General features: G+C 29.0%; 12 protein-coding genes. All 12 read left to right on the top strand.

All coding sequences use genetic code 11. The features are described from left to right. The first annotated feature begins 4 nt into the window (after positions 1-4). The 12 genes from cbiD (at position 5) to IC214_RS01485 (ending at position 11,375) form a co-directional block, all read left to right on the top strand. A complete protein-coding gene (gene cbiD, locus IC214_RS01430; RefSeq protein ID WP_227866149.1) occupies positions 5-1,231 on the top strand; it encodes a cobalt-precorrin-5B (C(1))-methyltransferase CbiD in 1,227 nt (408 codons plus the stop codon). Beyond that, complete coding sequence (locus IC214_RS01435) at positions 1,228-1,836, top strand: cobalt-precorrin-7 (C(5))-methyltransferase (protein WP_227483580.1); 609 nt, start codon at positions 1,228-1,230, stop codon at positions 1,834-1,836. The genes cbiD and IC214_RS01435 overlap by 4 nt, the downstream gene beginning before the upstream one ends. Beyond that, positions 1,826-2,401 (top strand): decarboxylating cobalt-precorrin-6B (C(15))-methyltransferase, encoded by a 576-nt coding sequence (locus tag IC214_RS01440; protein WP_227436152.1) that lies wholly within the window; start codon positions 1,826-1,828, stop codon positions 2,399-2,401. The genes IC214_RS01435 and IC214_RS01440 overlap by 11 nt, the downstream gene beginning before the upstream one ends. Then, positions 2,394-3,146: a cobalt-precorrin-4 methyltransferase gene (locus IC214_RS01445; RefSeq protein WP_227436149.1), complete on the top strand. Its 753-nt coding sequence runs from the start codon at positions 2,394-2,396 to the stop codon at positions 3,144-3,146. The genes IC214_RS01440 and IC214_RS01445 overlap by 8 nt, the downstream gene beginning before the upstream one ends. Continuing rightward, positions 3,130-4,254: a cobalt-precorrin 5A hydrolase gene (cbiG, locus tag IC214_RS01450; protein WP_227436147.1), complete on the top strand. Its 1,125-nt coding sequence runs from the start codon at positions 3,130-3,132 to the stop codon at positions 4,252-4,254. Before IC214_RS01445 ends, cbiG begins: the two co-directional genes overlap by 17 nt. Further along, entirely contained in the window at positions 4,251-4,976 is a 726-nt protein-coding gene (gene cobJ, locus IC214_RS01455) for a precorrin-3B C(17)-methyltransferase (RefSeq protein ID WP_227436145.1), read from the top strand. The genes cbiG and cobJ overlap by 4 nt, the downstream gene beginning before the upstream one ends. Then, on the top strand, positions 4,973-5,725 hold the full coding sequence (cobK, locus tag IC214_RS01460; RefSeq protein WP_227836409.1) for a precorrin-6A reductase: 753 nt from the start codon (positions 4,973-4,975) through the stop codon (positions 5,723-5,725). The genes cobJ and cobK overlap by 4 nt, the downstream gene beginning before the upstream one ends. Positions 5,726-5,743: 18 nt before the next feature. Further along, a complete protein-coding gene (locus IC214_RS01465) occupies positions 5,744-7,222 on the top strand; it encodes a cobalt-factor II C(20)-methyltransferase (protein ID WP_227836410.1) in 1,479 nt (492 codons plus the stop codon). Positions 7,223-7,251: 29 nt separating this feature from the next. Continuing rightward, a complete protein-coding gene (hemC, locus tag IC214_RS01470; protein WP_227835025.1) occupies positions 7,252-8,157 on the top strand; it encodes a hydroxymethylbilane synthase in 906 nt (301 codons plus the stop codon). After that, the gene (gene cobA, locus IC214_RS01475) at positions 8,147-9,646 is read left to right on the top strand and encodes a uroporphyrinogen-III C-methyltransferase (protein WP_227483574.1); all 1,500 of its coding nucleotides are present in this window, start codon (positions 8,147-8,149) and stop codon (positions 9,644-9,646) included. Before hemC ends, cobA begins: the two co-directional genes overlap by 11 nt. A 15-nt stretch (positions 9,647-9,661) precedes the next feature. Beyond that, positions 9,662-10,627, top strand: a complete 966-nt coding sequence (hemB, locus tag IC214_RS01480; protein WP_227436135.1) for a porphobilinogen synthase — start codon at positions 9,662-9,664, stop codon at positions 10,625-10,627. A gap of 169 nt (positions 10,628-10,796) precedes the next feature. After that, on the top strand, positions 10,797-11,375 hold the full coding sequence (locus IC214_RS01485) for a bifunctional precorrin-2 dehydrogenase/sirohydrochlorin ferrochelatase (RefSeq protein WP_227436126.1): 579 nt from the start codon (positions 10,797-10,799) through the stop codon (positions 11,373-11,375). The last annotated feature ends 217 nt before the right edge of the window (positions 11,376-11,592 follow it).

Consider the following 11,592-nt stretch of genomic DNA (forward strand, 5'->3'; position numbering starts at 1 on the left):
CTATATGGAAGAATATGTATATATAGATGGGAAAAAGTATCGAAGAGGATATACTACAGGTTCTTGTGCTACAGGTGCATCTAAGGCTGCTGTGTATATGATGATTACAAAAAATAAAATTGATACAATAAACATAGATACTCCTAAGGGAATACCACTATCATTAAATATTGATAATATAAACATTTCTGATGATTTTGTGGAATGTTCTGTAAAAAAAGATGGTGGAGATGATATAGATGCAACACATACTATGGATATCTATGCAAGAGCTGAAATTATATCTAAAACTGATGATAGCAATAGTTATCTTACCTTAGAAAATATTGATAACATAAATATTAGTGAAGAATGTCAAAGTGAACTCTATAAATTTATTAGGGTCTATGGTGGAACTGGTATTGGAGTAGTAACTAAAAAAGGATTAAGTGTAGGTGTTGGTAAACCTGCCATAAATCCAACTCCATTAAGAATGATAAATCAAGAAATAATAAAGCTTATAGAAAGTGATTTTGAATCTATGCTTGGGCATGATAAAGTTTTAAAAATAACAATCTTTGCTCCACAAGGAGAAAAAATAGCAAAAAAAACATTTAATCCAAGGTTAGGAATAGTTGGAGGAATATCTATAATAGGAACAACTGGGATAGTTGAGCCAATGAGCGATGAGGGCTGGAAAAAATCTTTATCTATAGAACTCCAAATGAAAAAAGAACAAGGTTTAGACAAGATAATATTAGTTCCAGGAAATCATGGAGAACAATTTATAAGAGAGAAACTGAACTTAGATATTAAGTATGTAGTAAGAACCAGTAATTTTATTGGTTATATGATTAAAGAGGCTCAAAGAATAGGATATAAAAAAATATTGATGGCTGGGCATATAGGTAAATTTATAAAAGTATCAGCTGGGATTTTTAATACTCATAGTAAAGTAGCAGATGCTAGAAGTGAGATATTAGTGGCAAATCTAGCTTTAATGGGAGCTACACATGAATTTTTACATAAAATAAATCAGTGTTTAACTGCTGAAGAAGCTGTAGAGTTGATAAATAATAGCGAATATAAACAGGTTTATAATATATTGAGTAATAAATGTAGAGATAGAGTAAAGCAATATTTAAATGAAGATGTAGATGATATTGATGTAGAAGTAATAATTTTTTCAATGGATAAGTCTTTGTTAGGAAAATCAGATAATACAGATGATTTATTGGAGGTTTTTATATGATAAATATAATAGGTTTAGGGCCTGGTAACTTAGACTATATAACAAAAAAAGGTGAAAATTTAATTTCTACTTCAGATGTATTAATTGGTGGCAGAAGGAATTTAGAATCTGTAAAAAACTTTGAAGGAGAAAAAATAATATTAGATTCTAATTTAAGAGAAATTGTAGAGTATATAAATAACAATAGTGAAAAGCAAATATCAATAATAGCTTCAGGTGACCCACTGATATATGGTATAGGTAAGTATTTATCTAAAAATATTGATAATAAGATGTTAAATATGGTTTCTGGAATTAGTTCTTTACAATATATATTTTCAAGGATATATGTTGATATGAATGATTTATATATTACCAGTAGCCATGGTAAAATACCAGATTTCGATTATATACTATCACATAAAAAAGTATGTATGGTTACAGATTCTAAGATAGGACCAAAGCAAATAAGTAAAGAAATAATAGATAGGAATTTAAATAAAATTATTGTTGTAGGTGAGAATTTATCATATGACAATGAAAAAATAACAATAGCAAAGCCAGATGAAATAATAAGAATGGACAATTTCGGAATGAATGTTGTGGTGATTTTAGATGAGGAATAGTGAATTTATAACAGGTAAGGTTCCAATTACTAAAGAAGAAGTTAGAGCAATATCAATAAGCAAACTAGATTTAGTAAATGCTGAGAGTTTTATAGATATAGGTGCTGGTACAGGAAGTGTAAGCATTGAAGCTGCATATAACTATCCCAACCTAGAGGTTATATCTATAGAGAAAAATGATGCTGCTGTAGAACTTATAGAAAAAAATATTAAAAAGTTTAATTTGAAAAATGTAGAAGTAATAAAAGGCTATGCACCGATAAAGATAAGCTTAAATAATAAAGTTGATTCTATTTTTCTTGGGGGTACTGGAAATAACTTAGAAGAAATAATAGCATGGTCTAAAAAAACTTTAATTACAGGAGGAAGACTTGTAGCTAATTTTATAATCATAGAAACATTTAACCAAACTCTAAAGTTACTTAGAAAATATGGGTTTAAAGAAATAGATGTATGTGTTTTAAATGTTTCTAAACTAGAGAAACTGGGAAAAGGTGAATATTTTAAACCACTAAATCCTATATATATAATATCTTGTGAAAAAGGGGAAGATGATGATGAATAAAGTACATTTTGTAGGAGCAGGACCTGGAGACAAAGAGCTAATAACTTTGAAAGGGTATAAACTATTAAGTAATGCAGATGTAGTAATATATGCTGGCTCACTTGTCAATCCTGAACTTTTAGAATATTGTAAAGAAGATTGTCAAATACATAATAGTGCACATATGGATTTACAAGAAATAATAGATGTTATGAGAGATGGTATAGAAAATAACAAGTCTGTTGTGAGATTACAAACAGGAGATTTTTCTATATATGGTTCAATTAGAGAACAAGTGGAAGATTTAAATAAATTGAATATAGACTATGATTGTACACCAGGAGTGAGTTCTTTTTTAGGGGCAGCTTCATCTCTAGGAGTGGAATATACAGTTCCTGAAATTTCTCAAAGTGTTATTATAACGAGAATGGAAGGAAGGACTCCAGTTCCTGAAAAGGAATCAATACAATCTTATGCTAAGCATCAGACATCTATGGTAATATTTTTATCAGTTCAAGAGATTGAGAAGGTTGTATCTAAATTATTAGAAGGCGGTTATCCAAAGGACACACCTATAGCAGTTATATATAAAGCTACATGGGCAGATGAAAAAATAGTTAAAGGAACTTTAAATGATATAGCTGTAAAAGTTAAAGAAAATAACATAAATAAAACTGCTTTAATAATGGTAGGTAGATTTTTAGGAGAAGAATATAATAACTCAAAGTTATATGATAAGGATTTTAAACATGAGTATAGAGGGTAATATCGCTATAATTTGTATTACTGAAAACGGAAAAAATTTAGCTAGAAAGATAGAATCTTTAGTGGACAATTGTGTTGTATATCAAATAAAAAATAAAAAAGGTACTTTAGATATTAGTCAGGAAGATTCTGTACAAATAATACAAAAAAAACTAAGTGATTTTGTAGGAGAGGTATTTAATAAATTTGAGTATATAATATTTATAATGGCGACAGGGATAGTTGTACGAAGTATAGCACCATATATAATAAGCAAGTTTAGTGACCCTGCAATTTTAGTGATAGATGAGAAAGGACAAAATGTAATAAGTTTATTGAGTGGACATATTGGAGGAGCAAATAGTTTAACGCATTATATAAGTAGTCTTATCAATGCGAATCCAGTAATAACAACAGCTACTGATGTAAACCAAAAAGCTTCTTTAGATATGATAGCAAAAAAATTAAATGCTTATATTGATAACTTTAGAGAAAATGTAAAAGAAGTAAATTCTATGTTAGTAAATGGTAAATGTGTTGGTTTGTATGTTGAGGAAGGCTATCAAGTTGACACTAGAGGATTTAAGCTTATAAAAAGTAGTAAAGGATTAAAAGATAGTTTTTTAAATAAAGATATAGAAAAGATAGTTATAGTAAGCAACAAGATAAATTTTACTAAAGATATAGAAAGTTTAGATGTGGATAATAACTTTACACATAATTATTACAGAGAAAAAATAATAAAAGTGATTCCAAAAGATATAGTTATAGGGATTGGGTGTAGAAGATACACAGATAGTAAGTTGATGTTTGATTCTTTACTAGAATTTTTTGAGGTACAAAATATAGATATTAAAGCTGTAAAAATCATTGGAAGTATAGACCTAAAAAAAGATGAAAAGGCAATCATTGATTTAGCAAAAAAGCTAAAAGCGCCATTTAAGACATTTTCAATAGATGAAATATCCAAAGTTGATGATATGTTTGATAAATCCGATTTTGTGAAAAAAAATGTAGGTGTATATTCAGTAGCAGAACCTGTAGCATATCTTTTAAGTAAGGGAAACTTAATAGTTGAAAAACACAAATATAAAGGAATAACTTTTTCGGTAGGGAGAATAAAAATATGATATATGTTGTAGGAATTGGACCAGGAAATAAAGATACTATGACTTTAGAGGCGATAAAAGCGATAGAGGACTCTGAGGCTATTGTTGGGTATAAGACTTATATAAATTTAATAGAAGAATTTATAAGTGATAAAGAAATAATTCAAAATGGTATGAGACAAGAAGTTGATAGATGTAAACAAGCAGTAGAGGAAGCGAAAAAAGGGAAAAAAGTAGCAGTTATAAGTAGTGGAGATGCTGGTATATACGGAATGGCAGGACTTATTTTAGAATTAATATCTAAGGAAAGTGAAGACATAAGAGTTAAAGTAATTCCAGGTGTTACTGCTAGTATTGGTGCAGCAGCTATACTTGGAGCACCTATTATGCATGATTTCTGTCATATAAGTTTAAGTGATTTAATGACTCCATGGGAAGTAATTGAAAAAAGATTAAAGTTAGCTGCAGAAGCTGATTTTGTAATATGTCTGTATAATCCAAGAAGTAAGGGAAGAAGTGAACATCTAAGTAAAGCATTTAAAATAATGGGAGAGTTTAAAGATGGAAATACACCTGTTGGAGTGGTCAAAGATGTAGGTAGAGAAAAAGAAACTAAGTTTATATGTACTTTTGAGAATATGGATTTTGAAAAAGTTGATATGACTACTATGGTTATAATCGGAAATAAATCTACTTATATTGATGGTGAACTGATGATAACTCCAAGAGGTTATACAGTATGATTTTGATTCTAGGAGGAACTTCAGATAGTTTAGCTATATGTGATATGATAAATGAATTGGAAAATCAGTCCTATGTACTTTCAGTAACTACAGAATATGGAAAAGAACTTGCACAAAAACATACAAATAATATAGTTTTAGGTAAGCTTGGAAAAGAAGAAATGCTAAGGTTTATAAAGGATAATCATATAGCTAGAATAATAGATGCTACTCATCCTTATGCAGTTGAAGTATCTAAAAATGCTATTACTTGTGCAAAGTTATCAAACATAGAGTATATAAGATTTGAAAGAAAATCGTTAATAGAAGAAATAAATTATGACAATAAGTTTATAGTAGATACAATTGAAGAAGCTTGTAAAATTGCAAATAAAATAGGAAAAAATATATTTATAGGAACAGGAAGTAAAAACTTAAACAGATTTGTAGAAGGAATAAGTAATAAAAATTTAGTGGTTAGAGTTCTTCCGGCAAGTGAAGTTATCTTAAGTTGTGAAAAATTAGGTTTAAATGCAGACAATATAGTAGCAATGAAAGGTCCGTTTAGCCAGTGTATAAACGAGGAAACATATAAACATTATGATGTAGATTTAGTTATAACAAAAGAAAGTGGGGTAGCAGGAGGTTTTTTAGAAAAAGTAAATGCATGTAAAAATCTCAATATACCAGTAGTAATTATTAAACGAGAATCGATTAACTACGAAAATGTAATTAATGACATAAATAAAATTAAAGACATAATTGTGTGATTTTTAGGAGGAGAAGATATGAAGAAAGCCTTATTAGTAGTAAGTTTTGGGACAAGCTACCATGAAACAAGAGAAAAGACAATAGATGTGTGTGAAAATAAAATAAAGAATTCGTTAAAAAACTATGATTTTTTTAGAGCGTATACATCAAATATGATAATAAACAAAATAAAAAAAAGAGATGGCATAGAAATAGACAACCCTATACAAGCTTTAGATAAAATATATGAGCAAGGGTATGACGAAGTAATAATTCAAACGCTTCATATTATATGTGGAGAAGAATTTAATAAGCTAAAAGAACAAGTAGAAAGCTATTCTTCTAAATTTAAAAAACTTATATTAGGTAGACCTTTACTTACTCACATAGAGGATTATCAAGAATCAGTAGAGGCAATTAAACATCAAATTCCTCATATGGAAAGTGATGAAGCAGTAGTATTTATGGGTCATGGAACAGTTCATGAGTCTCATTCAGCATATCCAGCCTTAGAATATATGCTTAGAGATAATGGAGTAAATGCTTATGTTGGTACGGTTGAAGGTTATCCAGAAATAGAACATGTAATGAGAAGATTAAAAGAAGGCAATATAAAAACTATAAATTTAATGCCATTTATGCTAGTTGCAGGTGACCATGCTATAAATGATATGGCAGGAGATGAAGAGGATTCTTGGAAGACAATACTTGAAGATAATGGATTTAATGTTAAAATTCATTTAAAAGGGCTAGGAGAAAATCCTTATATACAAGATAAATTTGTTCGTCATACTCTTAAATGTGCAGAAACTGCTAAGTTTTATGGTATAGGAACAGGACCAGGAGATAGCACTTTACTTACAATAAAAGCAGTTAATACTCTAAAAAAACTAGATGTTTTATACACTCCGGAGTCAAAAAGGGGTGGAGAAAGCTTGGCATTATCAATAGTTAATGAGTATTTACCAGAATCACTAGAGATAAAATCTAGACATTTCCCAATGAGTTTTGATGGAAACGAAAAAGAACTAGCTTGGGACAATGTAGCAGAGGAAATTATATCAGATGTTAATAATGGTAAAAATGTAGGATTTGTAACATTGGGTGACCCTATGCTTTATAGTACATATGTGTATATAATGAACAGAATAGTAGATGAGATAGAAGTAGAAACTATACCAGGAATTTCTTCGTTTTCTAATATAGCATCTAATCAAAATTTTCCATTAGTTATGGATAGAGAAGCATTAGTAGTAGTTCCTTGTACTATGGAAGATGATAAGATAGAGAATGCTCTACAAAATTATAATTCTATAGTGTTAATGAAAGTGTATAAGAATTTTAAAGAAATAATAAAAAAATTAGAAAAATATAATCTGATAGAACATGCTATTTTAGTTAGTAATTCGTCTCAAGATAGTGAAACTGTATTTAAGGATTTAAGAGAAGCACATCTTGAAGATAAGATATCTTATTTTTCTACGATACTAGTAAATAAAGAGAACAAAATAAAATAGACGAATGTAATATTTAAAGGAGATTTAATATGAATATCGTGGTTGGAACTAGGGGTAGTAATCTAGCACTTATACAAACTGAATGGGTAATAAATGAGCTAAAAAAGAAATATCCTTATATTAATTTTGAAATCAAAATTATAAAAACAAAAGGAGATATAATTCAAAATGTTTCATTAGATAAAATAGGTGATAAAGGATTATTTGTAAAAGAAATAGAGCAACAATTATTGGATGGACAGATAGATATAGCAGTACATAGTATGAAAGATATGCCTTCTTATTTGGCAGATGGACTAAAATTTGCTCATACACCTAAAAGAGAAGACCCAAGAGATGTGTTAATACTTAGAGATGAATATAAAAGCTTAGATGATTTACCTCATGGAGCAGTAATAGGAACAGGGAGTAAAAGGAGAAAGTTTCAATTATTAAAGCAAAGACCTGATTTAAACATAGTTCAAGTTAGGGGAAATGTAGAGACTAGAATACGAAAAATTAAAGATGAAAATCTACATGGAATTGTATTAGCTGCATCAGGAATAATAAGGGCTAATTTACAAGATAAAATAAGTTCTTATTTACCTGTTGATGTTGTCATTCCAGCACCTGCTCAAGGGGCTTTAGCTATAGAGATAAGAAGTAATGATAGTGATGTTGAGGAGATAGTGAACTCACTAAAAGATAATGATACAGAAATCCAAATATTAGCTGAAAGAGGATTTTTAGATGGTGTGAATGGAAGTTGTCATATTCCAATGGCAGCTTATTGTGAAATAAATCAAGATAAAATACATCTTACTGGTTTATATGGAGATTCAGAAGGAGATAAAATAGTAATTAAGTCCATAGAAGGGGATATCTCTTCTCCTAGAGAGTTAGGTTTAAAGTTAGCTAAACTTGTATTGAAGGAGTATGAAAGTTATGAAGGGTAAGGTTTACTTAGTAGGTGCAGGACCAGGAGATTATAAACTCATGACTCTGAAAGGCTTAGAGTGTATAAGAAAATCGGATGTAATAGTATATGATAGATTAGCAAATAGTAGTTACTTAAGAGAAGCTAAAACAGATTGTGAATTTATATATGTAGGAAAGGCATCAAGCAATCATATTTTGCCACAAGAAGATATAAATAGAGTTATAGCAGAAAAAGCTAAAGAAGGAAAACTTGTGACTCGTTTAAAAGGTGGAGACCCTTATGTATTTGGTAGAGGTGGAGAGGAAGCAGAGACTCTAGTGGATGAAGGTATAGAGTTTGAAGTAGTTCCAGGGATAACTTCTGCAATAGGAGGTTTATGCTATGCGGGTATTCCTATAACACACAGAGACCACGCTTCATCATTTCATGTAATAACAGGTCATCTGAAAGGTGATGATAGTGGGGAATTAAATTGGAATGCTCTTGCAAACAATAAAGGCACTCTTGTGTTTTTGATGGGGATTTCTAACTTGAAGAAAATAAGTGAAAACTTGATGAAAGAGGGAAAGAGCAAAGATACACCAGTTGCTCTTATAAGTTGGGCAACTAGATATAATCAAAGGGTTGTTACATCTACACTTGAAAATGTCTATGAAGTTGCTATCAAAGAAGAAGTAAAACCACCAACTCTTATAGTAGTTGGAAGTGTTGTAGGACTTAGAGAAAAACTGAATTTCTTTGAGGGGAAACCTTTGTTTGGAAAAAGTATAGCTGTGACTAGGTCTAGAAATCAAAATAGTGTATTAGTAGAAAAGATAATGGATTTAGGTGGGAATCCAATAGAGATACCTACTATTAAGATAGAAAAAATACAAAATAATACTAAATTGGAAAATGAAATAAAAAATATAAATGAATATAACTATCTAATACTAACCAGTAAAAATGCAGTAGAAATATTTTTTGAGAAGATTTATGAAGTGAATTTTGATTCAAGAATATTATCTAACCTAAAGATATGTGCAATAGGCTCAGCAACATCAAGTGAATTGAAGAAAAGAGGAATTACAGCAGATATAGTACCAAAAAAATTTGTAGCAGAATCATTATATGAAGAGCTATCACCAATTTTAACTGAAAATGATAAGATACTTATACCTAGAGCAGAAAATGCTAGAGACTATTTAGTTGATAAGCTTAAGGAAATTTGTGAAGTAACAGAAATACATACATATAGAACCGTGATAGATGAAGATAAAAGAAATGAAATATTAGATATTTTAAATTCGAATGAGATAGATTATATAACATTTACAAGTTCATCAACAGTAAATAATCTTATTGAGATTATAGGAAAAGAAAATATTAAAATTTTAGATAAAATAAAAGTATTGTCTATAGGGCCTATAACTACAGAGGCAATAAATAATTTAGGAATAAATTTATATAAAGAGGCTACAACATCTACAATAAATGGATTAGTAGATTTAATTATAGAAAATTAATTTTGGAGGATTGAGATGTTAAGAAGACCAAGAAGACTAAGAGCAAGTAAAGCAATAAGAAATTTGGTAAGAGAAACTAAAGTAAATGTAGAAGATTTAATATATCCTTTATTTGTAGTAGAAGGGGAGAATGTAAAAGAAGAAATTAAATCTTTACCAGATGTTTATCACTTATCAATAGACATGTTAGAAGAAGAAATAAAAGAAATAAGAGATTTAGGAATTGAACATATAATGTTATTTGGTGTACCAGATGAAAAAGACGAATGTGCATCACAAGCATTTAATGAGAATGGAATAGTACAAAAAGCGATTAGAAAGATAAAGGAAATAGATTCAAATATAAATGTAATAACAGATGTCTGTATGTGTCAGTACACAAGTCATGGACATTGTGGAATTTTAACAGATACTGGTTATGTTGATAATGATAAATCATTAGAATATTTAGCTAAGATATCTGTAAGTCATGCTAAAGCAGGAGCAGATATGGTTGCTCCATCTGACATGATGGATGGAAGAATACAAGCAATAAGAGAAGCTTTAGATGAAAATGGTTTGGAAAATATCGGTATAATGGCTTACAGTGTCAAATACGCTTCAAATTTTTATGGACCTTTTAGAGAAGCAGCTCATTCAGCACCATCATTTGGAGATAGAAAGACATACCAGATGGACCCTGCAAATAGCAATGAAGCTATGATAGAAACAGAACTTGATGTATTAGAAGGTGCAGATATACTTATGGTTAAACCTGCATTATCATATTTAGATGTTATAAGAAGAGTTAAAGATAATTTTGATTTGCCTTTAGCTGCTTATAATGTAAGTGGAGAATACTCTATGCTTAAGTTAGCTGTTAAAGAAGGATTATTAAATGAAGATGTAATTCTTGAAGCAATCACATCTATAAAGAGAGCAGGAGCAGATATAATAATAACTTACTTTGCTAAAGATATTGCTAAATTATTAAGAAAATAAGCTATTAAAATATAAAGTATTATGAAAAGTATAGAAATTGTAATTTGTTATTTTAAAATATTTTCATCTACAAGTTTAGTAATCTATAATCTTAGTAAATGAAAATATAAGTGACTTTACAATTTCTATATTTGTTTATGTATTTAATAAAAATTTTGGAGGGTAAAAAATGCTATATCCTATTAACTTAAAATTAGATGACTTAGATGTAGTCATAATAGGAGGAGGAGAGGTTGCATATAGGAAATGTAAAAACTTTTTAGATTTTAATAAGAGTGTTACTGTAGTTTCTAAACATATTTTAAATAAGTTTCATGATTTAGAAGGTAACATAAATATAATAAAAGACGATTATAAAGAAGAATATATAGAAAGTAGCTCTGTGATAATTGCTGCTACAGATAATAGGGAGCTGAATTTAGAAATAGGATTATATTGTAGAAAAAATAAAAAACTAGTAAATGTTGTTGATAATGTAGAAATATCAAATTTTACTGTTCCATCATATGTAAAAAGAGGTGATTTGCTTATAAGTGTATCTACAGGGGGTAAAAGTCCATCTTTGTCTTCAAAAATAAAAAAGGAGCTAGAAGAAAAATATACTGAGGATTATGAGGAATATTTGAACGTGTTAGGCGAGATTAGAAAAGAAGTTATAAAAAAATATCAAGATAAAAATAAAAGAAAAAGTATACTTAATATGTTGATAGTACTTGATTTAGATGAATTAAAAAAGTTTAATGTATAAAGTTTTTTAAAAAAAATATAAAAAAGCTGTTGACGAATTATTTTTAAGGTGATATAGTATTACTTGTCCTTAAGAAAAGGGCAAACATGAAAAATGAACTTTGAAAATTAAACAGTAGGTTAATTTATAAAACAAGAAACAAACCATAAAGCCAGATATTTAGATAACAATAGTATCTGAGCCTGATAAACTTTTATTTGAGAGTTTGATCCTGGCT

Source organism: Clostridioides sp. ES-S-0190-01 (assembly GCF_020658275.1).
Taxonomy (GTDB): Bacteria; Bacillota; Clostridia; order Peptostreptococcales; family Peptostreptococcaceae; genus Clostridioides.

Bases quoted from the DNA above. Each gene is read 5' to 3' on its own strand.
- cbiD (WP_227866149.1), top strand. From the start codon at position 5: ATGGAAGAATATGTATATATAGATGGGAAAAAGTATCGAAGAGGATAT.
- IC214_RS01435 (WP_227483580.1), top strand. From the start codon at position 1,228: ATGATAAATATAATAGGTTTAGGGCCTGGTAACTTAGACTATATAACA.
- IC214_RS01440 (WP_227436152.1), top strand. From the start codon at position 1,826: ATGAGGAATAGTGAATTTATAACAGGTAAGGTTCCAATTACTAAAGAA.
- IC214_RS01445 (WP_227436149.1), top strand. From the start codon at position 2,394: ATGAATAAAGTACATTTTGTAGGAGCAGGACCTGGAGACAAAGAGCTA.
- cbiG (WP_227436147.1), top strand. From the start codon at position 3,130: ATGAGTATAGAGGGTAATATCGCTATAATTTGTATTACTGAAAACGGA.
- cobJ (WP_227436145.1), top strand. From the start codon at position 4,251: ATGATATATGTTGTAGGAATTGGACCAGGAAATAAAGATACTATGACT.
- cobK (WP_227836409.1), top strand. From the start codon at position 4,973: ATGATTTTGATTCTAGGAGGAACTTCAGATAGTTTAGCTATATGTGAT.
- IC214_RS01465 (WP_227836410.1), top strand. From the start codon at position 5,744: ATGAAGAAAGCCTTATTAGTAGTAAGTTTTGGGACAAGCTACCATGAA.
- hemC (WP_227835025.1), top strand. From the start codon at position 7,252: ATGAATATCGTGGTTGGAACTAGGGGTAGTAATCTAGCACTTATACAA.
- cobA (WP_227483574.1), top strand. From the start codon at position 8,147: ATGAAGGGTAAGGTTTACTTAGTAGGTGCAGGACCAGGAGATTATAAA.
- hemB (WP_227436135.1), top strand. From the start codon at position 9,662: ATGTTAAGAAGACCAAGAAGACTAAGAGCAAGTAAAGCAATAAGAAAT.
- IC214_RS01485 (WP_227436126.1), top strand. From the start codon at position 10,797: ATGCTATATCCTATTAACTTAAAATTAGATGACTTAGATGTAGTCATA.